Source organism: Peribacillus suis (genome assembly GCF_059384845.1).
Genome location: NZ_CM182019.1, coordinates 1,747,707 through 1,770,657, shown reverse-complemented (window position 1 = coordinate 1,770,657; position 22,951 = coordinate 1,747,707). Strand labels below are relative to the sequence as shown.

At 37.4% G+C, this 22,951-nt stretch carries 22 protein-coding genes and 1 pseudogene; 4 read left to right on the top strand and 19 right to left on the bottom strand.

Annotated features, from left to right (window positions below; genetic code table 11):
- Positions 1–12: 12 nt before the first annotated feature.
- The 13 genes from AC503W_RS08710 to AC503W_RS08650 form a co-directional block, all read right to left on the bottom strand.
- Complete coding sequence (locus AC503W_RS08710; RefSeq protein WP_494916888.1) at positions 13–1,551, bottom strand: class I adenylate-forming enzyme family protein; 1,539 nt, start codon at positions 1,549–1,551, stop codon at positions 13–15.
- Between the two features lie 532 nt (positions 1,552–2,083).
- Complete coding sequence (locus AC503W_RS08705; protein WP_494916886.1) at positions 2,084–2,992, bottom strand: DMT family transporter; 909 nt, start codon at positions 2,990–2,992, stop codon at positions 2,084–2,086.
- Between the two features lie 38 nt (positions 2,993–3,030).
- The gene (locus AC503W_RS08700; RefSeq protein ID WP_494916885.1) at positions 3,031–3,786 is read right to left on the bottom strand and encodes an IclR family transcriptional regulator; all 756 of its coding nucleotides are present in this window, start codon (positions 3,784–3,786) and stop codon (positions 3,031–3,033) included.
- A 166-nt stretch (positions 3,787–3,952) separates the two neighbouring features.
- Complete coding sequence (locus AC503W_RS08695) at positions 3,953–4,939, bottom strand: 5-oxoprolinase subunit C family protein (RefSeq protein WP_494916883.1); 987 nt, start codon at positions 4,937–4,939, stop codon at positions 3,953–3,955.
- Positions 4,936–5,694, bottom strand: coding sequence for a 5-oxoprolinase subunit PxpB (gene pxpB / locus AC503W_RS08690; RefSeq protein ID WP_494916881.1), 759 nt, complete (start codon positions 5,692–5,694; stop codon positions 4,936–4,938). Before pxpB ends, AC503W_RS08695 begins: the two co-directional genes overlap by 4 nt.
- Before the next feature lie 21 nt (positions 5,695–5,715).
- Entirely contained in the window at positions 5,716–6,507 is a 792-nt protein-coding gene (locus tag AC503W_RS08685) for a putative hydro-lyase (protein ID WP_494916878.1), read from the bottom strand.
- 48 nt (positions 6,508–6,555) lie between these two features.
- Positions 6,556–7,695, bottom strand: coding sequence for an NRAMP family divalent metal transporter (locus AC503W_RS08680; protein WP_402873167.1), 1,140 nt, complete (start codon positions 7,693–7,695; stop codon positions 6,556–6,558).
- Between the two features lie 114 nt (positions 7,696–7,809).
- On the bottom strand, positions 7,810–8,568 hold the full coding sequence (pxpA, locus tag AC503W_RS08675; protein WP_494916874.1) for a 5-oxoprolinase subunit PxpA: 759 nt from the start codon (positions 8,566–8,568) through the stop codon (positions 7,810–7,812).
- A gap of 625 nt (positions 8,569–9,193) precedes the next feature.
- Positions 9,194–9,367, bottom strand: a complete 174-nt coding sequence (locus AC503W_RS08670) for a Fe3+ hydroxamate ABC transporter substrate-binding protein (RefSeq protein ID WP_494916872.1) — start codon at positions 9,365–9,367, stop codon at positions 9,194–9,196.
- 151 nt (positions 9,368–9,518) lie between these two features.
- Positions 9,519–10,547, bottom strand: a complete 1,029-nt coding sequence (locus AC503W_RS08665) for an IS1595 family transposase (protein WP_494916870.1) — start codon at positions 10,545–10,547, stop codon at positions 9,519–9,521.
- Between the two features lie 239 nt (positions 10,548–10,786).
- Positions 10,787–11,572, bottom strand: a complete 786-nt coding sequence (locus tag AC503W_RS08660) for an ABC transporter permease (RefSeq protein WP_494916868.1) — start codon at positions 11,570–11,572, stop codon at positions 10,787–10,789.
- Positions 11,569–12,474 (bottom strand): ABC transporter ATP-binding protein, encoded by a 906-nt coding sequence (locus tag AC503W_RS08655; protein ID WP_494916866.1) that lies wholly within the window; start codon positions 12,472–12,474, stop codon positions 11,569–11,571. The genes AC503W_RS08660 and AC503W_RS08655 overlap by 4 nt, the downstream gene beginning before the upstream one ends.
- The gene (locus AC503W_RS08650) at positions 12,471–12,710 is read right to left on the bottom strand and encodes a PLD nuclease N-terminal domain-containing protein (protein ID WP_402989670.1); all 240 of its coding nucleotides are present in this window, start codon (positions 12,708–12,710) and stop codon (positions 12,471–12,473) included. Before AC503W_RS08650 ends, AC503W_RS08655 begins: the two co-directional genes overlap by 4 nt.
- Positions 12,711–12,856: 146 nt before the next feature.
- On the opposite strand from AC503W_RS08650, the gene AC503W_RS08645 reads away from it, so the two are divergent.
- Complete coding sequence (locus AC503W_RS08645; protein WP_494916859.1) at positions 12,857–13,396, top strand: helix-turn-helix domain-containing protein; 540 nt, start codon at positions 12,857–12,859, stop codon at positions 13,394–13,396.
- A 166-nt stretch (positions 13,397–13,562) separates the two neighbouring features.
- Here AC503W_RS08645 and mscL read toward each other — a convergent pair whose 3' ends face one another.
- Positions 13,563–13,955 carry a large conductance mechanosensitive channel protein MscL gene (mscL, locus tag AC503W_RS08640; RefSeq protein ID WP_402959683.1) on the bottom strand — a complete coding sequence of 131 codons (393 nt, stop codon included), beginning with the start codon at positions 13,953–13,955 and terminating at the stop codon, positions 13,563–13,565.
- A gap of 139 nt (positions 13,956–14,094) precedes the next feature.
- Entirely contained in the window at positions 14,095–15,564 is a 1,470-nt protein-coding gene (locus AC503W_RS08635; RefSeq protein ID WP_494916856.1) for an MFS transporter, read from the bottom strand.
- A gap of 323 nt (positions 15,565–15,887) precedes the next feature.
- Here AC503W_RS08635 and AC503W_RS08630 point away from each other — a divergent pair, with 323 nt between their 5' ends.
- Entirely contained in the window at positions 15,888–16,232 is a 345-nt protein-coding gene (locus tag AC503W_RS08630; RefSeq protein ID WP_402872450.1) for a DUF6176 family protein, read from the top strand.
- A 267-nt stretch (positions 16,233–16,499) separates the two neighbouring features.
- Positions 16,500–17,927 carry an aldehyde dehydrogenase family protein gene (locus tag AC503W_RS08625; RefSeq protein ID WP_494916854.1) on the top strand — a complete coding sequence of 476 codons (1,428 nt, stop codon included), beginning with the start codon at positions 16,500–16,502 and terminating at the stop codon, positions 17,925–17,927.
- Between the two features lie 524 nt (positions 17,928–18,451).
- Here the strand turns inward: AC503W_RS08625 and AC503W_RS08620 are convergent.
- Both AC503W_RS08620 and AC503W_RS08615 read right to left on the bottom strand, forming a co-directional pair.
- Positions 18,452–19,282 carry a DUF2935 domain-containing protein gene (locus AC503W_RS08620; RefSeq protein WP_402872444.1) on the bottom strand — a complete coding sequence of 277 codons (831 nt, stop codon included), beginning with the start codon at positions 19,280–19,282 and terminating at the stop codon, positions 18,452–18,454.
- A gap of 294 nt (positions 19,283–19,576) precedes the next feature.
- Complete coding sequence (locus AC503W_RS08615) at positions 19,577–19,786, bottom strand: hypothetical protein (RefSeq protein ID WP_402872441.1); 210 nt, start codon at positions 19,784–19,786, stop codon at positions 19,577–19,579.
- A gap of 442 nt (positions 19,787–20,228) precedes the next feature.
- On the opposite strand from AC503W_RS08615, the gene AC503W_RS08610 reads away from it, so the two are divergent.
- Positions 20,229–20,546: an iron-sulfur cluster biosynthesis family protein gene (locus tag AC503W_RS08610; RefSeq protein ID WP_402872438.1), complete on the top strand. Its 318-nt coding sequence runs from the start codon at positions 20,229–20,231 to the stop codon at positions 20,544–20,546.
- A 69-nt stretch (positions 20,547–20,615) separates the two neighbouring features.
- On the opposite strand, the gene truA is transcribed toward AC503W_RS08610, so the two are convergent.
- Entirely contained in the window at positions 20,616–21,353 is a 738-nt protein-coding gene (truA, locus tag AC503W_RS08605; RefSeq protein WP_494916851.1) for a tRNA pseudouridine(38-40) synthase TruA, read from the bottom strand.
- Between the two features lie 832 nt (positions 21,354–22,185).
- Positions 22,186–22,932 (bottom strand): annotated as a pseudogene (eutC, locus tag AC503W_RS08600) (ethanolamine ammonia-lyase subunit EutC); the annotation flags it as partial.
- Between the last annotated feature and the right edge of the window lie 19 nt (positions 22,933–22,951).

Here is a 22,951-nt window from a genome sequence, read left to right as displayed (position 1 = left end):
CAAGATTGGAACTCATCCTTTTTTAGAATCTGTTAAATCCGCCACATTCACCATTTTTCTTAAATGGGTCTTTAAAATCTTTCCTACGCCATTTCGTGGCAAACTATCTAAAAATATGATTCTCTTTGGCGTTTTATGTTTGGAAAGGTTGTCCTGACAAAAGAGAATCAATTCTTCTTCCAATACGCACGAGGACGAATCTTTCACGACACAGGCAACTAATTCCTCACCCATTCTCTCGTCCGGTACACCAACAACTGCAACTTCAGAAATGCCTGAATGCTTACTAAGGATTTCTTCCACATCCCTTGAATAAATGTTGAATCCGCCCCGAATGATAAGATCTTTTTTTCTATCGACAATGTATAGATACCCTTCATCATCCAAGCGTCCCAGATCACCGGTATATAACCAGCCTTCCTTTACAGTACGAGCGGTTTCTTCATCATTCCGGAAATAGCCAGGTGTCACATTATCTCCACTGACAAGTAATTCACCGATTTCTCCTCTTGGAACGTCTTCGTTCTTTTCATTCACAATCTTTATGGTTACCCCTGGTATCGGAATCCCCACGGATCCTGGTTTAATCGGGCGATTTTTAGTATGTGCCGTTACGATAGGAGCCGCTTCAGATAATCCGTATCCTTCATACACCTTAGCGCCGAATTTTTTTTCAAATGCATTTAGTAATGCTATAGGCAATGGTGCAGAACCAGAGCTGACCGATTCCAAACTGCTTGTGTCATATTTATCGGCGTTTGGGAAAGCTACCAAAGCATGAATCATGGCAGGGACTACAGAAAACGCTCTTACTCCATGGGCTTCGATCGCTGCCAATACTCCTTTCGGTTCGAAGCGTTCGAATACCACAATGGAACTTCCCACTATGTAGCATGTATGAGAAATGGTAAGCCCAAACACATGTGCAAGTGGGAGTATGCCAAGTGTCGTTCCACGTTCTACATTAGAGTGTTTTACTGAGTTTTCTGCATTGGAACATAGGTTTCTATGAGTTAGCTTGACTCCTTTAGGATTCCCGGTTGTCCCTGACGTGTAAAGGATGACAGCCGTATCCTCAGGCATCACTTCAATCAACTTCGTATCACAATCAAGTGATGGGGACAGATAATCATAGAAATTATGGGCTTGTTCGGAAGTAGGTGCATCAACTACAAGTACGGATGGATGCACATCCATTAACTCGATCGCCTGTGCTATCTTATTAAGAAGTAAAGAAGAGGTAATTATCAACTTGGCTCCGCAATTATCGGCAATAAAAGCGATTTCCTTTGGATGTAAAGTATACATGACAGGTACAATCACAGCTCCCGCCCTTGTGATTCCCTGATAGGCAAATAACACTTCCGGGGAATTCGGCATAATGACTATTACCCTTTCCCCGTCATCCACTCCATGATTTTGCAAACCATTGGCCAACTGATTGGCATAGTTCATTGTTTCTACATTTGTATATTGTTTGCCTCCGGAGAATATCAAAGGATACTCACCGAAATCTCGAATGTTCTTATCAAGTAATTCTGAAAGCTTCATACCTGCACCCCCTGTAATGATTTGGTAGCAAGCGATTCTCTCGGTGCTTTTCCTTCTAGGCGTAATATATAACCCAGTCAGTCAAGATAAACATGTAGTCAGGAAAAAATAATATACGCGCTCCTTCTATACTATGGTAGGCATTTCTCACAAATGCCTTCACTATCACTTTATCCGGTAAAATCTCTTCACTATAGAAACTCATCCATAGGCTGGGATAAAGATCAGAGTTTCTTACACGTATAGTCTTTTATTAAGAAAACGCTTACATTATATTGGAACTAGAATACAACTCTTGCTCATCATGCCAACATTTGAACATTATTCATGGTTGTCCCTATGAATCTTTTTTTCTTTTATCTAAACTTACCATAAAATAAAAGGCATATTTTTACAATAGGTAAAATCATTTATAATTTGGTTTTTAGATGAAATGGGGCAAACGAGGTGGATAAAGCATGTAACAACCAAAACTCCCTTTACACCTACATTAACGAGTCCCCTAACACAAAAGTAAGAGGCAGAAATGTTGTTACACCACATTTTTGCCTTTTACTTTTACAACTTTCGATGCGCCCTTTCGATTAATTAAATAGATGCTAAGTAAGATGAGGACCATGCCTTCAAGGAGGGATATAGTAAATGGTTCACCTAAGAATATTGTCCCTATCCCTACTGCTATTAAAGGAACAAGAAATGTAAAAGATCCGACTTTGCTTGCTTCGCCAGAACTCATTAACTTGAAATACACTGCAGTAGCTAATGCCATACTAAAGATGGATCCAAAAATCAAACAGAATAGGTACGTTGAATTCCACTCAATATACGATGCATTTTCTACTGCCAAACCACTGCCTGTCAGAAACAGGCCACCAATGATGCTTTGCAGCGCCACCAGCCAAAGTCCATGCACTTGCGTACTGGTCTTCTTTACATAGACCACACCGAATGCCCATCCAGTTGCAGTAATAAGTGCTAGTATAATACCAACATAAGAGATTTCACCGGAAATTCCATCCAGACATACAAGCACCACCCCAGTAAAACCAATCATCAACCCCATGATTTTAATAGCGGATAATGATTCTTTCAACCATTTCCAAGCTATTAACACGACTAAAACGGGCTGAAGATAAACGATGACCGAAAACAACCCCGAAGCTAAATATTGAAGACCAATCGTCTGGACACCATTGAATATGATTGTATTGAAAAATGCAACGATTACATAGATGTACCAATTTTTCTTCCACTGAATCTTCTTCCATTGGGGAAGAAGAGTTAAGGCTAATAACAGTCCGCCTAAAAATGTACGCATTCCCGCATATAGCAGTGGTGGTGAATAATCGAGTGCCACTTTATAGACCGGCCAACATAGTCCCCATATGATTACAACGAAAGCGATGCTTATCGCTGTTACTGGTCGAGAGAGTGATTTCATCCTCTATTCCCCCTACTGAAGGTCTTGGCTACATGAAACTATGAAGTTTTACATCCCAATTTCCAAGAGATCTGTTTAGCAGCATTCGTGACTTTTTCAATTAATTCGGGTAAGCGATCTTCTTTAAATCGTGCTTCAATACCCGCTACACTAATACCGGCGACAATTTGATTATCCCCATTAAGTATGGGTGCACTAACGGATTTTGTATAATTCTCAAGTTCAGATGAAGTGATGGTATACCCGTTTTTCTTCGCCTCATCCAAAGCCTGACGAAGGATTGTTTTATCAGTGATTGTTCCTATGGCCATTGACTTTAATTCTACCTTTTTTATATACGATTCCTGCTCTTCTTCAGGTAAATAGGCAAGGATGATTCTGGAATCCCCTGCATAAAGTGGTGATCGCCTACCAATGGAGGTATATAGGCGAACAGGCTGCTTCGTATCAACTTTTTCGATATACATCGCTTCGTCTGCATCCCTGATAATGAGATTCACAGCCTCTTCAACGTCATCCCGAAGTTCTTTCATAATGGGGTAGGCGATTTTCCTAATATCTAAACGTTCACTTACTAGTTGACCAAGCTGTAAGAAAATAAGGCCCAATGAATAATATCCATCATCATCTTTTGTCAAAAACCCCATTTCTTCTAATGATACAGCCATACGATGCAATGAAGTTTTCGGTAGGTTGGAATAATCCAGCATTTCGTTAAATGACAGTTTGGGATGATTCAGGAAAAGGGTAAGAATTTGCATGGATTTGACTACCGTTTTATTATGAGCTTGCATACAATGTCCCCATTCTTATTTTAAGTATCCATTATTTATTGGAAGAGTTTGTTCACCTCTCCTATATTTCATTATAAATCATGGAAAAAAATAAGTAGAGCCCCATTCCCGAAAGATGTCTTAAGTAAGGCGTTTATGGAAATTAAACCCTACCTATTTTAACGCTTCATTTAAACTCCTTCAGGGCTAATGCAATCGAAGTCTTCAATTCTTTTAGAAGTTGTTCCTTTTGAAGGTATGACTGTTCCGCATCTCTTAAAGTAACCTTAGCAAACTGAATGGAATCCCCTGGTTTAACTTGCCCGATGAATGGGATATCAGCCGTAATGATTTGAGCAATTTTGGGGTATCCCCCGGTGGTTTGGCTATCGGCTAGTAAGATGATAGGGTTGCCATCCGGTGGAACTTGAATGGAGCCATTCGTTACCGCCTCTGACAACAGCTCCCGCTTTTCTTTTAATTCAAGCGAAGGCCCTGAAATTCGATACCCCATTCTGTCAGACTGGTTGGATACTTTAAATGACCCTTGTTCGAATTGAACTTTACTGGACTCCGTAAAAAATCCGTATTGGCTTCCATTTGTAACTCGGATAACCGGCTTATTTTCGGGCATAAAATCCTTTGCGTTAACAAACCATTTGACTGTTGAGAATACGTTTAACCCGTACTTCGCATGATGAGGAGAAGCTTCATTAAAATCTAGCACATCATCCACTTGTAAGGCCCTTCCCTTATATCCGCCCATTCCTGCCCTTAAATATGTACTTTTACTATTCATGATGGAGGGAATGGAGTATCCACCCGCAACAGACAAATATGCGCGACAGCCTGATCGACATCCCGAGAATGCAAGAACCGCTCCTTTTTTCACAAAAATAGGTCTCCACATCGGCACGGCTTCTCCATTAATGGTCGGTGATAAATTGCCACCCGTCATAGCAATTAAACAATCTTTTTCTATTATAAGAGTCGGTCCCAATAAGGTGATTTCGAGAACGGCTTCCCCTTCTTCATTGCCAACCAACATATTGGCAATGCGAAGAGAGTAAGGATCCATGGCTCCGCTTACGATTACTCCGTGCTGCTGATATCCTTTCCTTCCAAGGTCCTGGATGCTTGTTAACAATCCTGGTTTCATGACACGCATACTCATTTCAACTCCTCCTTACGAGCAATTTCTTTATACTCCACAGAAGAAATGGGAATGAATTTCACCTTATCTCCTGCTTGTATTAAGCTCGGCGGTGATTCATTAGGTAGAAATAATGTAGATGGTGTTTGGCCAATTAATTGCCATCCTCCAGGTGTTGAGATGGGATATACACCCGTTTGCATTCCTGCAATTCCAACTGCACCTTTTGGGATGTTCATCCTAGGTGACCGCCTTCTAGGCGTTGCGATTTTTTCAGAAAGCCCACCCAAAAATGGAAAACCAGGTGCAAAACCAATCATATAGGCTAAGTATTCACCACTGGAATGGATATGAATGACTTCATCTGTGGTTAAATGATTGAAGCGAGCAACATGCTCCAGATCCGGTCCAAATTCCCCTCCATAACAAACAGGCAGACAAATCGTCCGTTGGTCCAGGGCTTTATCCTTCTTCACCTGCTGTAATTTTGCTTCGATGATTGTCTGGACTAATTCATATGGGGAAATGCTTGCCTCTTTACTTTTTTGCTTTTGTTCGTTATAAATCATCAACGCATCATAATAGACCGTCAAGTTTGTAAAAGCCGGTACACATTCTATGAAACCTATAAATGGTTCTTCTTCAAGCATATCCTTGAATATTTTTATTTTTTTATGAACGTTACCCTTCATTTCATTTCCAAATGTAATCACGATTGCGGAATCGCCTAATGGAGACAGTACAACATTTGTATTACTTGAAAGCTTTTCCGGCATAGAACTCATCTCTTTCCTTTATTATAAAACACCCAACTTTTCATCCCGGATATCTGTTATGAACATATGTCCTGGTGCATGCGTAATCATAATGGCTGGTTTTGTTTCCATCGCGATGGATTGAGGCGTCACGCCACATGCCCAGAAAACCGGTACTTCCCCATCATGAATGGTTACCGCATCGCCAAAATCCGGTTGATCAATAGAGGCGATGCCAATCGCCTCTGGGTTTCCAATATGGATTGGTCCACCATGTACGGCAGGAAAACGTGAGGTAACCTGAGCAGCTCGAACGACATCTTTTTGAGGAATCGGACGCATGCTTACTACCATTTCCCCATGGAAAATCCCTGCTTCTATACAAGGAATGTTCGTTTTATACATAGGAACATTGCAGTCTTCCTCAATATGACGAATCGAAATATCATTGTTCAACAAAGCATGTTCGAAAGTGAAGCTGCAACCGATTAGGAATCCCACCATATCATCTTCCCAATAATCCGAAATATCCGTCACTTCTTCTACCCATTCACCGTATTTATAAATGCGATATTTAGGGATATCTGTCCGGATATCTCCTGCTTGAGCAGCGAACTTAGGAACAGGAGAACCTATTTCAGTTACATCCAGTAATGGACAAGACTTAGGGTTACGTTGACAAAATAACAAAAAATCGAATGCATGCTCCTTTTTTAAGATAGCTAGGTTTGCTTGGGCATAACCATTTGCCATCCCAGCAGTCGGGTTGGTCCATTCATTATTACGGATCATGGAGCGTAACTCTGCAGGGCTCGCTTTGGAAAAATCAATCATATTAGACATCTCCTATGTAATTGGATTTTGCTCTTTTATTGAATGCTATTAAAATAGTGATGGTAGTTGGGTAATTAATGTATACCCACCCATTAATGCCATAACAACTACAACGAACACACCGGAAATCGTTAGCCACAATGGATGTTTATAGTCACCTACAATATTCTTCCTATAAGCGGCGATTAATAGTGTTCCAAGAGCTATCGGTAAAATGAGGCCGTTAATTGCCCCTACCACAAGGAGTACTTTAACCGGTTTACCTATTAATAAAAAGCAAATGGTGGAAAGAAGGATAAAGCCAATAATAATCCAATTCGCTTTTTTCTCTATCCTTTGGCTGAATGTTCTGATAAATGAAACGGAGGTATAAGCAGCACCTACTACTGATGTTATGGCAGCTCCCCACATAACAACACCAAAAATTTTATAGCCAGCATTTCCAGCGGCAAGTTGAAATACGGATGCTGCGGGGTTTTCAGAATCAATTTGCAAACCTTTTGAAACAACACCCAAGACAGCTAGAAATAAAGCAATTCTCATAACGGTGGTAATTAAAATGCCTACTACGGAACTTTTCGTAACTTCTGGAAGGGCACCGACACCTTTGACTCCCGCATCTAATAGACGATGTCCACCTGCAAATGTAATATAACCACCCACAGATCCCCCAACTAACGTAACGATTGCAATAATATCTATCTTATCGGGAGCAAATGTCTTCACTACCGCTTCCCCTACTGGAGGAGAGGTTGTCCATGCTACGTAAACCATCAAACAGATCATTACAAAGCCAGCAATCTGTGTAAATCGGTCCATGGCTTTTCCTGCTTCTTTCACCACAAAAATTAAAACAGCAATGACAGCGCTAATAGCTGCTCCAGTTGTTGGAGACATCCCTGTCATCGCGTTTAAACCAAGTCCAGCTCCAGCGATATTCCCTATATTAAATGCAAGACCTCCCAGAACGATGAGAGCCGCTAAAACGTAACCTAGCCCAGGAAGAACCATGTTAGCAATCTCTTGTCCTCTTTTTTCAGATACAGCAATAATTCGCCACACATTAGTTTGAGCAAAAATATCGAGAATAACAGAAATAAGAATCACGAATCCAAAACTTGCTGCCAGACTTTGAGTATAAACCGTTGTTTGCATTAAAAATCCTGGTCCAATAGCTGACGTTGCCATAAGAAATGCTGCACCCAACAATAAAGTCTTATTGGTCTTTGGCTTATTTGGAATTTTATGTACCGATGTATTTTTGATTGGCTCCAATAGAATCTACCTCCTAGATGTTTGTTATTAAGCGAACGAACTAACAGTAATTTCAGACAAATTCAACGATTTTTTAACATGACTCGCAAAACTTAAAGCGTGAGTTCCATCTCCATGTATACAAATCGTATCTGCCTTTATTGCTACTTCCGTTCCTTGCTGGGACAAGACCTTTCCTTCCTTAACCATTTTAATCACTTGAGCTACAGCTTCATCGTCGCTTTCAATTAATGCATTCTTTTCCCTTCGAGATGTCAATGAGCCATCATCTTGATACGTACGATCAGCAAACACTTCACTAGCAGTCTGTAAACCAATAGATTGACCAGCGCGAATCAATTCACTTCCCGACAAACCGAATAATATAAATTCTGGATTAATTTTATATACGGCTTCTGCAATGGCAAGTGACAGATTTTTGTTTTGAGCCGCCATATTATAGAGTGCCCCGTGTGGTTTGACATGTTGCATCAGGCCTCCTTCGGATTGTAAGAAACCATTCAATGCACCTATTTGATACACCACAATATCATAAGCTTCCTGGGGGGAAATATTAATATTCCGTCGCCCAAATCCCATTAAATCTTGTAAACCAGGATGGGCACCAATTTTCACATCTTTTTCTAAAGCTAGCTGAACTGTTTTTCTCATAACTGATGGGTCACCAGCGTGAAAGCCGCACGCAACATTCACTGAAGTAACGTAATTTAAAATTTCTTCATCATTTCCCATTCGATAGGCTCCAAAGCTTTCTCCTAAATCACAATTCAAATCAACTGTATGCATGATTATTCCTCCATTTCAACGATAATTCCATTACGCTTCTCATAGATTGATAGTTTGTAAGCCAATTAATACAATTCCGAAATTCGGAATGTCAGTTTCACATTTCGGAATTTTCTAAATTGTATCATTTGTTTTTCAATTACACAATATACTTGTTAGATTACCTAACATTATGAAATGTTGAGATATGGAAAACATCACCCATTTTAATGGGTATTTTTTCCTGAACGTTTAAATCCTTAATGACCCCATTTTCATAAATGATTCTTGGTATGAGCTATCCGTTACTTCTTCACCCTTCTGACTTTGATCCCATCTATACACCTGAATAATTCCATAGTACTATTAAAAATAATTTTTTTTATTTCAAGGCTCTGTTAAATTTAATTGTTGTTTTTGGGGAATCTGATTTATTGTAGTTCCCCATTTTGGGTACAGTAACAAAAATATGGATTTATTACATTAGGGAATGTTCACAAGAAAAGGCACGAAAACCTGGTAATTTACCAACGTTTGTGCCTTTTTGGACTGTCCCCAAACTTTAATTTGGGAAAGTTATATTGTTCTACTTTGTATTTTTTTGTTGTTATATCAATCGTGGAATAAAATTTTTATTTGTAAATATTTACACGTTAATCTTAGTTGAACATTCTTTGCAGATAAACTTGCCCTCAAGATTTAAATAAGCTTTGATTTCAGTAAACCCTTTTCTTTTCGGATATTTAAGTTGTACAAATACTTCTTCATCACCTTTAATTTCCGTATTACACTTTATACATTTCGGAATTATCAGTTGCATCTTATTCCCTCCAATCTTCATCAATACTATATCTATAATTTAGTACGATTTAGGATGTACAAAAGTTTCATTTCTAAGATAATTTTAGTTCCGAAATCGTTACACTGTAAGTCCTCGCGGTCGGGTAAAAGCCCTAATAGTTAAATGAGCATTACAGTTTAAATTTTGATAAACGTAAACTTTGATAGGTTTCTGTCATTTCAAAAATAAAGGATGTTAATAGAAATTCTTTGATATTATGTTTTGTACTTTCATTACTATGAGCATCTACGAATAAGAACCAAGCTAGGTAATTATCGAGGTATTTAGACGCTACACCTTTAAAACGATATATCCAATGTTTCAAACGTGAATGGAGTCCGTTTACATTTTGTATGTGATACAAGCCTTTTATAACATACTTTCCATCATCAGATTTAATGCGGTAGTGTTCTATCCCTTTTTCATTTGCATATGTTTTATAAGCTCTCCAAGCATCTGTTACTAGTACATTATTTGGTGTTAGTTTAGATCCTATCATACTGTCAACTTTACTTTTCACAACACGTCCAAGACAGGCTACCTTTGAAATCGTTGCTTTTGTTCGATCTCTAGCAACTAGAACACATACTTGATCCTTGCTAATCCCTCTTAGTGTTGATTTACCGCCTCGCTTACGCGGTTTACGTTCACTAATACCACGTTGACCTTTTTGAGAATACAAAAAATAAGTCTCGTCTACTTCAACGATACCATCAAATTGTTCAAATTCCATTTGTTTTAGAGCTGATAACAACTTATGTCTCCAATAGAATAATGTAACCCAAGTAACGCCCACAATTTCTGCTGATTTTCTCAATGAGTAGCCTTTAAACATACATTCAACAAAAGTAATCCATTCATTACTTTTTCGAGTGCGATAAAGAATTGTATTTGTAGTATCCATAAACGTTTTACGACAAGCCTTGCAGCGATATCGTTGGCGACCATTAACTTTACCAAATCGATTAATATGCTCTGAAGTGCAATGAGGACATTCAAAACCTTCTTTAAAACGAACTTCTCGCATTTCATCGATTAAGCGACCATCAACAGTTGAGGAAGGTTCAACATAGCGTTTCACCCATTGAAACACTCGTTCTTTATCTGTATGCGATAATTTATCGATATGTTTTAATAAATTGCTAAACGCTTTACTCATTTTTGAACCCTCCAAATAAGAATGTTAGTTCTTAGTATAACCACTTTTTTTGAAACTAATCAATTTTCAACATCAACCTTTAACAGAGCCTATTTCAAAAAAGAACAAATAAAAAAACTCCAGGAAAACAACTCCCAGAGTATTAGGTATTAAAAAAACAGAGATAGAACGTATATAGGATGTTACTTTAAGAACCTCTCATTATTAGTCAATCTTAATTGCAGATTAATCCGTATTTATTAATGATTAAACTTTTTTTTGTCAATCCAATAAATCATGACAAAGAGTGTCAGGAAAATCCAAAGTAGAGTAACAAGCAGATTTCCTAGCACGTTAGAATTTACTGATTCCACGATTAGCGTTTCCATGGCATGTATACTCATACTAGCAGGATTAAACTGGTCAATTAGTGGACTCAAACCGACGATCAATCTACAACCTATTAGGACTACAATAGAAATCAATGCAATTATCCCTTGACTCGAAAAAATTGTACTAATCATGGTGGTAAAGGCAACAATGAAAAGAATCCAAACAAGGTAAAATAATAATCCACTTATCATCTGTGAAAATGGAACATCTGTAAACAGAAAATTCACGTATAAAAATGAAGTGAGGTATCCAATGGCTACACTAAAAGCCGCTATCAGATAATAGGAAGCAAGCTTTCCAGTGATATATGAAATAACAGACACAGGCCGTGTTAAAATAAAGGATAGCATCCCATTTTCCTTGTCTGATTGAATAATTCCCATCATTGAAATGACAAGTACCATAAGCCCAAGTTGATCAAATTGAGATCCTAACGTACTAGCTAATACTTCCCCTCCTTTTTGATTGGCCAGGTTCGGGTCAATGGTAATTCCCTGACCACCTCCAATTGCTTCCAAAATGGATGGCAAGTAATAAGTGATCACCGGCTGTGTAGCTCCAAGGAAAATAAAGACAATCGGTAGCCAAACCACTTTATACTCGCGGATCATTTGAACAAATTCCTTTTTTACCAATACAAGAAAGTTATTCATTTCTGTACCACCAGTTTCAAGAAGATTTCTTCTAATGTGTCATGATGGATTTCGAATTTAACGATGTCCACATCATGCGCGATTGCATTCTCCAGTATCATCTTTTTGTTTTCCTCTATATTTTCAACGTTTATTTTCACTTTATGTCCGATGACCTCTACTCCATTCACATAGGGTAATTTCTTTACAACATCAATCCACATTTGATCTTTTGCTGCAATTTCGATATAGACCTTATTTTCACTGTGGCGGTTTATTAATTCGGTATTTGTCGTATCTTCAATTTTTGTGCCATTTTTTATAATGACAAATCGTTCGCATATTTCTTCCGCGTCACTCAAAATATGGGTTGATAATAAAATGGTTGTCTCCTTTTTGATTTCCTCAATCAGGTTTAACACTTCTCTTCGGCCGATGGGATCTAATGCGGATACCGGTTCATCCATGACAATAAGCGAAGGCTTGTGCAGTAATGCTTGTGCGATCCCAAGTCGTTGTTTCATTCCTCCTGAGAATGTACCAACCTTTGAGTTTCCTTCGCCAATTAGGCCGACTTTCCCCAAAATATCCGGTATCGCATGTGATAATTCTTTTTTATTCAAACCTGAAAGTTTTCCCATAAACGTAAGGGTCTCATTCGCTGACATCCAATGAAAAAAGTTAGGGTACTGTGGTAAGTAACCAATCTTCTTTTTCATTTTTGATATTTTTATACCATTCAACAAGACTTCACCTTTATTTGGATCGATAATATCAGAAATCACTTTAATCAAAGTTGATTTACCAGCACCATTAGGCCCGATTAACCCGACACATTCCCCCGATTGCAATTCCATCGAAAAATGATTTACAGCGATTTTTCCTTTAAATGCTTTCGTCACATTCTTGATTTCTAATTTCATGGTTTCTCCATATCCTTTCGTCCTAATACAAAGTACAAAATGGGTCCAAATGTATTAACAAACAAAATAATCAATGTCCAAATGAGAACGTTCTCTCTTGTCTTTCTATGTTTATATAAATCAAGTAATGCAATCGAAACCAATAGGATACCTATTGCGATAACCGGTAATATGATGGGCAGAATGGCCATGATATCAATCTCTTTAAAATCATCTAATCCATAATGCAATTTCATTTCCAACACTCCTTTCAATTTTCCAATCTCATTATCGTTATTGATAATGACAATGCTAACCTCAAAAGGAATAAATTGCAATACTCATTCTCATTATTTATAATAAGAATGAGATAATTCATAAGTTAATATACAAGGAGAATATAATGATTGATAAAGTAGACGTTTTAATGCATCCCGTAAGAATGAAAATTGCACAGGTGTTGATGAGGAATAAAGACAATGGATTAACCCCATTGGAAATGGTCAAGATCATTAAAAACGTTCCGCAAGCGACCCTATATAGACATATACAGACCATGCTAGATTCTGATGTTATCCGAGTGATTAAAGAAAAGAAGGTTAAATCCGTTTCCGAAAAATATTATGCACTCAATGAAATCGAGGCCAGACTTAGTGTGGAAGAATGGAAAAATGTTTCTAGTGAAAAGAAGCTTGATTATTTTTCCTATTATCAATTATCATTGCTGACTCAATATCAAAGTTATCTTAAAAAACTAGAAGAAAAAAAACAACTAGAGGATGGCGCTACCTTTTCTTTAGTAGAATTAAAGATGGATGAGGAAAACTTTACGCTATTTCAAAACGAATTAAATGAATTAATAACTAAATACTATCAGGTTGTAAGCGATGAAATAGATGCTCCCGTTCGGGCAATCGCCGTAACGATTATTCCTGATGCTTAATAATCAGACCAGAAGATTGAAGTGATTACCGTCTATAATTTCTTAAACCCGAAACCTCTATGAACACAAATAAAGAACATGTCTGGAACGAAACTGTTCCAGACATGTTCTTTATCATTCTATTTATTTTCTATATAACCTTACCGTGCTCAGAAAATGAAGAGATTCATCTCCTGTCATCCTCGCGTACATTTTTTTGCAAAAGGTCACGGATATCCTTTAAATATTGTTCAGTTGCTGGTGCTTCCACCACGACCTCTTCTTGCTCTTTTTTTCTAAAAATAGAATTTGCCAACTTCATAAATATGAAAATAGCAAACGCAATAATCAAGAAATCAATCACGGCTTGAATAAACGATCCATATTGAATGACCGCACTTCCCACCGTTATGGACAGTGAAGAAAGATTGATTCCCCCTAGTAAAATCCCAACAATCGGCATGATAATATTTTCAACTAGTGACGAAACGATTTTTCCAAATGCCGCCCCCATCACTACTGCAATAGCCAGATCAAGTACGTTGCCTTTAGCAATAAACTCCCTAAATTCCTTAATCATAATACCTACACCTTTCAATCTATAAGTGCTACAAGTTTATCAGATTCACACGAAAAAATGAACAAGTCTAGAAGCATCAATAGAAATACAGGTCATAAGCTAAAGTACGTAAAACAATCCTGCATTCCTTTTTCATTAATCATTTCATACTAAAATCAGAAATTTTCTTGCTCTTTACCCTTTTTCGAATATCGAAAAGGACAACTATAAAAAATCCTGTGAGCACTACACCCGTGAGCATAAACCCTCCAGCGATACCAATCCGTAAAAAACCAAGAACCGATGAACCGACAACCACACCGATAGAGAAAAATGCATAAAAATATCCATAAGCCTGTCCACGTGTTTCAGGCGTCGTGGATTGTATCAAGAGTGTATTAATAGACGGGAATAAACTTGAGAATCCAATCCCGTATAGAATCATTACAAGATATAATGTCAACGTCGTCGTCATTTGCCCAATCAGCATTTGGCTAATGGCTAAAACAGCCACACCAATAAGCATTGTATACACAGGATCTACCCGGTTAAACACTCGATTTGTCGGTAAAATAAATAGGAAAACCGCTACAATTCCAAACATGCTCATTAGTGTACCGGACATCCGGGAACTATAGCCAAGTGCTTCTACATGCAAAGGCAGCAAATAAGCCAATGCCCCTTGGGAAAACATCAAAAAGAACGCACCCATAAATGCTTTTTGTACATCCCGGTTCCACTTGAATGAGAAATGCGACGCTTCTCTCTCTTGCTTCTTGACGTGTACTTGACGTAATAAAAAAGAGCAAACAAGTAATAAGACACCGAGTGCGCCTATTACGGTGAAGACATTCGGAACGGATGTTTTACTCGCCATTATTCCACTGAAAGCAGGTCCTATAATGGCAGCAATCCCCACGAATGATCCAGTTACCGCACTCTTACTCCCCTGTTTATCATGCGCAGTTGTATTCGCTAGGAGCGTAAATGCAGCGGGTACAATTAGGCCACCCAAAAAGCCGTGTAGAGATCGAACAATAAGCAAAGTCAGAGGGTCATCAACGAAATGATAAGAAAATAATGATGCACTCGTAGCGGCCAGTCCAAATAACATCATCGAGAGTGGACCAATTTTATCCGTTAATATTCCCGATGCGATATTGCCAAATGAGTTCGTAAAAGAATATAAACCGACCACAATGCCTGCAATAAATGCACTCGCCCCTACTGACTTCGCAAATGTACTCATGACCGGAAGCTGAGCAAATAAGTCTATAAATGAAAAGAATATAATGCTATAGATAATCCATGACATTCGGAAAGGCTTAACAGGGTAGCGATCTTTCACTTTTTTTAAATAAACGTCAAAGATAAAATTCCCAAATGGAATAAAAGCGACAAATACAGCGGCAAGTGACCAACTAATCGACCACTGGATGCGAATAGCTGCATATAGAATGCTTCCAATATACAAGAGGAAAATACCCCCGTGTATACTACCATTAATCGTCACTGCAAGCGGTAAATCAGCAAAATATTTTAGTGGCATAGCAATAAGTAATAACGTCAGTAATGAAATACCATCCAAGATTCCTGCTATGCGTAAATAATCTATAGGTGAACGACGCATTTTAGCTCTCCTTATCATTAAAGTAGTTTCTTTTCTTAATTTATACAGGTATACAGTAATTTTACTATAATCATATCTTAATTAGATTAATATTTGAATAAGAGTGCTTATAGGTTCTATAAAGATACATTTAAAACGAAACTACGTATTATTATATTATTAAAATGAAAGGAATCGGTTAAAACTTCAAATCACACTATATGGATAGATACTATCGTTCCTTATATATAATCATACACTGTAGAACTGAACATTGTTATTTATTTCAAAACTATATAAAATATGTAACGTAGATAAGTTATCAAATTTTATGGAGGATATGCATGAATGTAGAACTTACAAGATTTAGAGTGAAGGAAGGAAAATCAGAACAAGTAGATGAATGGTTAACGTTTCTTAATGAAAATATGAATGATGTGCTGATAACGCTTGAAGGTGAAAAGATGTATGTAGAAACGATATTTAGAGAGATTCTAAATGGTGAGGAATATCTATATTGGTACTCTGTCCAAGGTGATAATGGTCTCGAAGTGAACGATTCAGATCACTGGATAGATAAAAAACATGTAGAGTATTGGAAAGAATGTATCGATGAAACATTTAGGCCGGTCGATTTAAAAACCGAAGTAGTGATGATCCCTACTAATATAAGGGAAATGATGAAATGACCTCAATTTTTTGAGGTCTTTTTTGTATTTCACACCCCCTATTTTATTGGAAGCAGTAAAACTATCAAACCTTGCCTATCACCGCTTGAAAACATAATTTTAGGTTTATGAATTTTAAATTTAAATTTCCATATGATACATCATTTAAGATTAATTGGTACCTAAACCCATTTTCAACTATCCTATCCAGTTACAAGTAATTATAACGTTTACTCTTCATTATACAGGGGAAAAACCTAATATAAATGAAGAAAAGGAGCTGGAATAATGCATAACTATATACAACAATATATTAATGGTGAATGGGTGGATTCCACAAGTACAGAAACGATTGAAGTTATTAACCCAGCTACAGAAGAAGTCATCGGGAAAATTAGTGCTGGTACTAAAGAGGATGTCGATCGTGCAGTTGAAGCAGCACGTGCTGCCTTCCCCTCCTTCTCTAGAATGGATATAGAAGACAGAATTAAACTTTTAGAGAATATTGCTAAAGAATATGAAAACCGGAAAGATGATCTTGTTAAAGTTATAACCGAAGAGTTAGGTTCTCCTATTACTCGTAGTGAACAGATTCAGTACGAGATGGGCTTACAGCATTTTAAAAAAGCGGCTGAACTCCTTAAAACCTTCGAGTTTACTGAACAAAGAGGAAACACCTTAATCAAAAAAGAAGCAATTGGCGTTGCCGGTCTTATTACCCCCTGGAATTTCCCGACAAATCAACCCTCTACCAAACTAGCAAGTGCATTTGCTGCAGGTAGTACGGTCGTACTAAAACCTGCCGCCATGACACCATTTGCGGCAATCATCCTAGCAGAGATTTTTGATAAAGCCGGATTACCTAAAGGGGTATTCAATTTAGTAAATGGGGCCGGCTCAACCATTGGGGACGCCATCAGTTCTCATCCAGGTATTGATTTCGTTTCCTTTACCGGTTCTGGTCCCGTGGGTACGAAAATCATGGAAAATGCGGCTCAAGATATAAAGAAAGTATCACTTGAACTTGGAGGGAAATCTCCGTTAGTTGTTTTAAAAGACGCAAATGTTAAAGATGCGGCACGAACAGCCATTTTAAATGTTGCGATGAATACCGGACAAGTTTGTACAGCAGCAACACGGACCATCATTCCAAAATCGATGCATGATGAATTCATTGAAGCCGTCAAAGAATCACTTCCTGATTTTCCCGTAGGCGATCCACAAGATAAAAATACCTTCATGGGACCACAAGTTTCTAAAGAGCAATGGGAAACTGTTCAGTCTTATATAAATAAAGGTACAGAAGAAGGAGCTACTCTTGTCGCTGGTGGGCCAGGAAAACCAGATGGACTCGATAAAGGATATTTCTCAAAAATCACCGTTTTCACTAATGTAAAAAACGATATGACCATTGCCCAAGAAGAAATCTTTGGACCTGTCATGTCCATACTGACTTATGAAACCATCGATGAAGCCATCGAAATAGCCAATGACACAAAATATGGTTTAGCCGGGTATGTATTCGGTCAAAATCCAGATGAATTGTTCAAAGTGGCTTCAAACATTCGGGCCGGCCAAATCACGGTCAACAATCCAAAAACAGACTTCTCTGCTCCATTCGGCGGTTTCAAACAGTCAGGAATCGGTCGTGAATGGGGTGATTATGGAATTGAGGAATTCCTAGAACCGAAAGCTATTATAGGTATGCCCTCTTAAGGGTTTATGTGGGTGTCCTTGTCGGGCACCCTTTAACTATGATGGAATTAAACATAATACTTCCTTATAAATGCCCACATCTCAACCATTTTATTTCCTATATCTATCCAGATAAATCTGATTTACTATAGTAGTAGCAATGAATGATTACACTTTGATGGCAATCTATACATTGGTTTCCCTACATCTACTTTCAACGATACCTGAAAGTTCGACCAAAGGGCATGTAATATTTTTGAATGCCCGACCAAGCTAATAGACTTCAATAAAAATCTTAATTATGCAAAAAAAGGGATAGCCTCTCAAAGTTGAGAGACTATCCCTTTTTAATATGAAGCCCTAGCCCTACGTGTCAAACTAATTTTATTTTAAATTAATTGGATTTAAGATTTTTGCTTTTTGATTTAGATAATTCAAAGATGGTTCCGTTAGTTAACATACTGTATTATTAATAATCAATGTTTGATCCAGAGCATTGACCTGTAACACTATAGCACTTGCTTCATCAATCTTTTCGCAGTTAATTACTTTGTAAGATGTGCTTCGAACATGTCAATAATTTCAAGAAATCTTTCAGCTTCACGGAAAACATGGTCTGCTAATAAAGGATGGATAATGCTCTTAATTTTACATTCCTCAATTAGATCCCGAGCTGTTTTCTTGAAATCTCGAAGCGAAACTACAGATACCCTATTCTGATCAAGAAACTGATCTAAAAGAGGACCGGTCTTTGATTGTGGTTTCATAGACTCTAAGTCTGTAGCCTGAAACAACAATTGATCAAAATCATTGCTAAACTCCCTTGCCATATCCACAAGCTTTCTTTCCGATGGATCAAGGAGATGTCCAATGAATTTGGCATGATCGGCCATAATTCTTAAGAAAAAAACATTCTCTTTGATTATTGCATCAGGAAGTGGTTTCAACTTCCCTTCATTTAATTCAATTAACCGTTTTCTAAAATAATTTGCTTCTCGACTTGTATGGTCCACTAAAAGCGGGAAATTGTTTGCTCCTGGTAATTGACCGGTTAGTATCAGTCCTAACACTTTCCTCTTAAAGGCAAATATACCTGTCGCAGCCTGTTGAACTTCCGAATTAAACCTTTTAATTTGTTCTGGATCGGTTTGATTTGTAAAAGAATGTGATTGTTGCTCAACTTTTTCAAACAATTGATAATACTGATTTGCTTCTTCAATTAACTGTGTATCGTCACATCTAAAACCCAATCTAAGAAATAAAGAGTGTTCCTTCATAATTCTAGACCAAAAGCGAATTTCATCTAAAGACCGTGCAACAAACATTCCTGTAGCTGTTCCCATATTTGAACCTTGTGAGTTTTCATTCCAATTCATACTATGCCCCCAATATCATGCATAAATAAAATACCTTTAATATTGTATTAGCAAGTGTTCATAAAAATACTGCCAGCCTGGATAAAATATATGATTGTACATTCAAAAGGCCTCGAATTGGCAGCCCTATAATAGCCTGAATTCTACAAGATTTCGAATGAGAGGCTTGTATGTTCAACAGTCAAAATTAATAAAAAAAGTCGCTCAACTACTGATTTCTCAGCATGTTGAACGACTTTTCCGATTTGGTTACGGCAGGATTTGAATATTCCTTAGTGATTTATTCCCTAAAATTCAACGTGAAGGTTTAGGAGCTGAACAATCTGAACAACTTCTCTGATTGCTCCCTTTAAATTTAGTGAAAGATTTTTCAAAGATATTTCCGCATGAACATTTAAACTGTAGTTTTTGAGAGTACCCAAGATATTCAGTAGAAAGTAATTCACTATCGGAATTCTTCGTGACATAGTCACGGATATTTTCAATAGTCCATTTTTTATTCATATTAACACACCTCCGATAGTGTTTCCGAATTAAACAAAGGAAGAAGTTTCGGATAATTCCCTTTCAATGTAGGTAAAAGGCTACCCAATCTACTTGAGTACCCTATTATAGCATTACTTTTATCATATAACACATAGCTCTTTCATATTTTAAAGTATATGAACCCCTTTCATTCTGAAGGTAGAAGGCTAACATCCTCCAAAGAGTAGAATTGTCAGCCTCTACTATTTTGCCACTTACTCTTTAGCCCTTTTTTTAATGGGTAACTAGGGGGATTTTATCTAGGCAGCTTTTACATAAGATATCTCTTCATTTAACATTTAATGGACACATTAGTTTATAAACAATTGGGTATATGAATGAATAGAATGTTTAACCAGTCTTTATAATTTTCTTTGTATTGATATTCATGATAAATAATTTTCAACTGGAGTGTTGTTAAATGCATATTGAGCTAAAAAAAGAAGCAGTAGAACAATTAAGAAAAGTGGACTATAAAAAGAACGAAGGGATACGAATCGAAGCCATCTATCTTGGAAGCTGTTCCATTTATGTGGAACACGAACTGAAAATTGATAACCAAACAAAAGAAGATGAGAAATTCATAATCGATGGAGTGCCTATATTAATATCAAGTGAATCCAAAAAGCATTTACCTAATAAAGTATTTCTTAGCTACAGTGATAGTCTTGGATATAAACTATATTCAGACGAAGAAACTTTGAGATATAATCTCCAATTGAAGAGAGTAAATGAATAAATAACTCAAAAAAAACCAACTTCTATTTCAGTTGGTTTTTTTAAGTGTAACCATATTGTTGGTTCTGTTTTAAAACTCGACCGTTTCCAAGTACAACCCAGCTGGGTCTGCCATACGGCCCGTTTGGATTCTTTCTTTCGACTCGATGATACTTGGGATATTTTTAGCATCTATTTCATTCAATCCGACTTCTATTAACGTTCCCACAATCTTTCTAACCATATTATAAAGGAAACCATTACCTCGCACTCTAATTTCAATGAAGCCGTCAACTTCTTCTATATCAATAGAATATATTTCACGGACCATGGACTTCTTCTTTGACTTTGCATTCGAATAAGCCGTAAAATCGTGACTGCCTATAAAGTATTGACTACCTTCTATCATGCTTGGAATATTGAGGTTTTCCTCAACATGCATACTGTATTTTCGCATGAACGGATTTGTATAGGGTTCGTTCCAGATCTTATACAAGTAGGTCTTATCCTTCACATTATAACGGGCATGAAAACGTTCAGGAACCAATGTAACTTCCACAATACTGATATCCCGTGGTAAATACCTATTCAAATAATTCATGACTTCAGTTTCAGTCATATTCAAACTCATCTTAAAATTGGCTATTTGTGAAAACGCGTGTACACCCGAATCGGTCCTGCTACACCCAATGATTTCAATGGGTTCTCCTACCATTTCCGTTAACACACTTTCTATTTTTCCCTGAATCGTATTTTCACTATCGCCAAGTCGTTGCCAACCCTGATAGCGTCCACCATCATATTGAATGGTCAATTTGTAGTTATTCATTACTTCCTCCTACTATTATTACTAATAGAGTATCTCCAAAAAAAGTCCAGACAAACTAGCCTAGCCCTCACGATCCTTCATGAGGGATTGAATGATTTTTCATTATTAGTAACACTATTAATTTTTAAAATATTTTATAGAGATTTTGTAAACTTTACTTTCCCAATTCTTTAAAGAGCTCCAATCTCTTACTAGTACGCTCTTAATTTATGTAAAGAACATACAACTCAATTATGCTAACAAAAAAGTGCTAAGCACTTCTGCATAGTGTACCAAAGGGACCGATGTCATGCAATGAAACAAAATATTCAAAATACCTTTACGATGCATCATGTTAAAGGAAATGAATTGGGAACCATCGAATACTTTATAAAATGTCCAGGTACAAACCCTTAGGAGAAAGGAAGCTAATTTTCAGGTGCTTCTGTTTCATTTTTTTGATTTACACTTTGGTGAAGAAATTTAACTTCGAACCTTTTGATGTTCAAGATAGTTGACGTTTAGGTGAAAAATCAAAAATTCAGAATTACATTTTGATGCAAAAAAGACCTAAACCCTTATTAGATTACGGATTTAGGTTCTTTCTATGAAGACCTGAAGGGGAACTACCCTCTATAGCTTCTCTATAGACACTAACAAACTAAAGTTTGTTTATTATTATTTCAACCATTCGCTTATTTCGATTGCTTCATCTCCACTGCATATTTGATATTAAAATAACTTTAAAGCTTTGCTAATGGCTTATATACAGTATCTCTGCAAGTTATTTTATAGACATTTGAGATGAATTGAATAGCTCGCAACTCCATGAATTTTTCATGTACTGCCTTTTTTAGCCCTCCTTTTTCACGAGTGAAACGCCGCTCGCTTCGTATTTTAGAATTTTTTGAATAAGCGTTCCAAGATAGGCACCTGCTTCAACAGGGGGAATGCCACCTTTATGAATATTCGAGACGACCATCCGTTCTGATTCTATCGTCCCGATACGCGGTTTATAGCATAAATACGCGCTGAGCGACTCAGCTGAAACAAGTCCCGGCCGTTCACCAATCAGTAAAATCAGGACATCCGGCTGAAGTATTTCTCCGATTTCATCCATTAGGGCAACACGGCCTTTATCGACATAAAAAGGCGTCCCGGTCTGAATACCTAAATATCCTAATGACTGAACGAGTGATAAATATACATCTTCCACGTTCTCCTCAATTGCTTTTGCACTCAACCCATTAGAGACGACAATTTGCACGCTAGGTAAAGACTTGCATTTCTTTTTAATGATCTCTATTGCTTCATCGGACAATCTCCGACCAAGATCTGGACGGCGTATGTATTCTTCTTTATCCTTGACTCGTGTCTGAACTTGAAATAAATTTAGTTCCTTTAGCAACTCGTCCGGTACTTCTCCGTATACAGCATCAACTGCTGCTGCATGATCAAATCGAAATTGAAGCCAAGTACTCGTTTTTGGTCTTGATCCTGCCCGACCTACTGCAATGCGTGCCGGTGTTTGCCTTTGTAGTTCCTTCACCAACTCAGTATTTTTTGGGTCTGGACCCTTAATATGATTCAACTGCTGTTCATTTCCCAAGATTAAGTTC

What these genes read in the sequence shown, in the direction of transcription:
- AC503W_RS08710 (WP_494916888.1), bottom strand. Translation starts at nt 1,551, where the DNA reads ATGAAGCTTTCAGAATTACTTGATAAGAACATTCGAGATTTCGGTGAG.
- AC503W_RS08705 (WP_494916886.1), bottom strand. Translation starts at nt 2,992, where the DNA reads ATGAAATCACTCTCTCGACCAGTAACAGCGATAAGCATCGCTTTCGTT.
- AC503W_RS08700 (WP_494916885.1), bottom strand. Translation starts at nt 3,786, where the DNA reads ATGCAAGCTCATAATAAAACGGTAGTCAAATCCATGCAAATTCTTACC.
- AC503W_RS08695 (WP_494916883.1), bottom strand. Translation starts at nt 4,939, where the DNA reads ATGAGTATGCGTGTCATGAAACCAGGATTGTTAACAAGCATCCAGGAC.
- pxpB (WP_494916881.1), bottom strand. Translation starts at nt 5,694, where the DNA reads ATGCCGGAAAAGCTTTCAAGTAATACAAATGTTGTACTGTCTCCATTA.
- AC503W_RS08685 (WP_494916878.1), bottom strand. Translation starts at nt 6,507, where the DNA reads ATGATTGATTTTTCCAAAGCGAGCCCTGCAGAGTTACGCTCCATGATC.
- AC503W_RS08680 (WP_402873167.1), bottom strand. Translation starts at nt 7,695, where the DNA reads ATGGCAACGTCAGCTATTGGACCAGGATTTTTAATGCAAACAACGGTT.
- pxpA (WP_494916874.1), bottom strand. Translation starts at nt 8,568, where the DNA reads ATGCATACAGTTGATTTGAATTGTGATTTAGGAGAAAGCTTTGGAGCC.
- AC503W_RS08670 (WP_494916872.1), bottom strand. Translation starts at nt 9,367, where the DNA reads ATGCAACTGATAATTCCGAAATGTATAAAGTGTAATACGGAAATTAAA.
- AC503W_RS08665 (WP_494916870.1), bottom strand. Translation starts at nt 10,547, where the DNA reads ATGAGTAAAGCGTTTAGCAATTTATTAAAACATATCGATAAATTATCG.
- AC503W_RS08660 (WP_494916868.1), bottom strand. Translation starts at nt 11,572, where the DNA reads ATGAATAACTTTCTTGTATTGGTAAAAAAGGAATTTGTTCAAATGATC.
- AC503W_RS08655 (WP_494916866.1), bottom strand. Translation starts at nt 12,474, where the DNA reads ATGAAATTAGAAATCAAGAATGTGACGAAAGCATTTAAAGGAAAAATC.
- AC503W_RS08650 (WP_402989670.1), bottom strand. Translation starts at nt 12,710, where the DNA reads ATGAAATTGCATTATGGATTAGATGATTTTAAAGAGATTGATATCATG.
- AC503W_RS08645 (WP_494916859.1), top strand. Translation starts at nt 12,857, where the DNA reads ATGATTGATAAAGTAGACGTTTTAATGCATCCCGTAAGAATGAAAATT.
- mscL (WP_402959683.1), bottom strand. Translation starts at nt 13,955, where the DNA reads ATGATTAAGGAATTTAGGGAGTTTATTGCTAAAGGCAACGTACTTGAT.
- AC503W_RS08635 (WP_494916856.1), bottom strand. Translation starts at nt 15,564, where the DNA reads ATGCGTCGTTCACCTATAGATTATTTACGCATAGCAGGAATCTTGGAT.
- AC503W_RS08630 (WP_402872450.1), top strand. Translation starts at nt 15,888, where the DNA reads ATGAATGTAGAACTTACAAGATTTAGAGTGAAGGAAGGAAAATCAGAA.
- AC503W_RS08625 (WP_494916854.1), top strand. Translation starts at nt 16,500, where the DNA reads ATGCATAACTATATACAACAATATATTAATGGTGAATGGGTGGATTCC.
- AC503W_RS08620 (WP_402872444.1), bottom strand. Translation starts at nt 19,282, where the DNA reads ATGAATTGGAATGAAAACTCACAAGGTTCAAATATGGGAACAGCTACA.
- AC503W_RS08615 (WP_402872441.1), bottom strand. Translation starts at nt 19,786, where the DNA reads ATGAATAAAAAATGGACTATTGAAAATATCCGTGACTATGTCACGAAG.
- AC503W_RS08610 (WP_402872438.1), top strand. Translation starts at nt 20,229, where the DNA reads ATGCATATTGAGCTAAAAAAAGAAGCAGTAGAACAATTAAGAAAAGTG.
- truA (WP_494916851.1), bottom strand. Translation starts at nt 21,353, where the DNA reads ATGAATAACTACAAATTGACCATTCAATATGATGGTGGACGCTATCAG.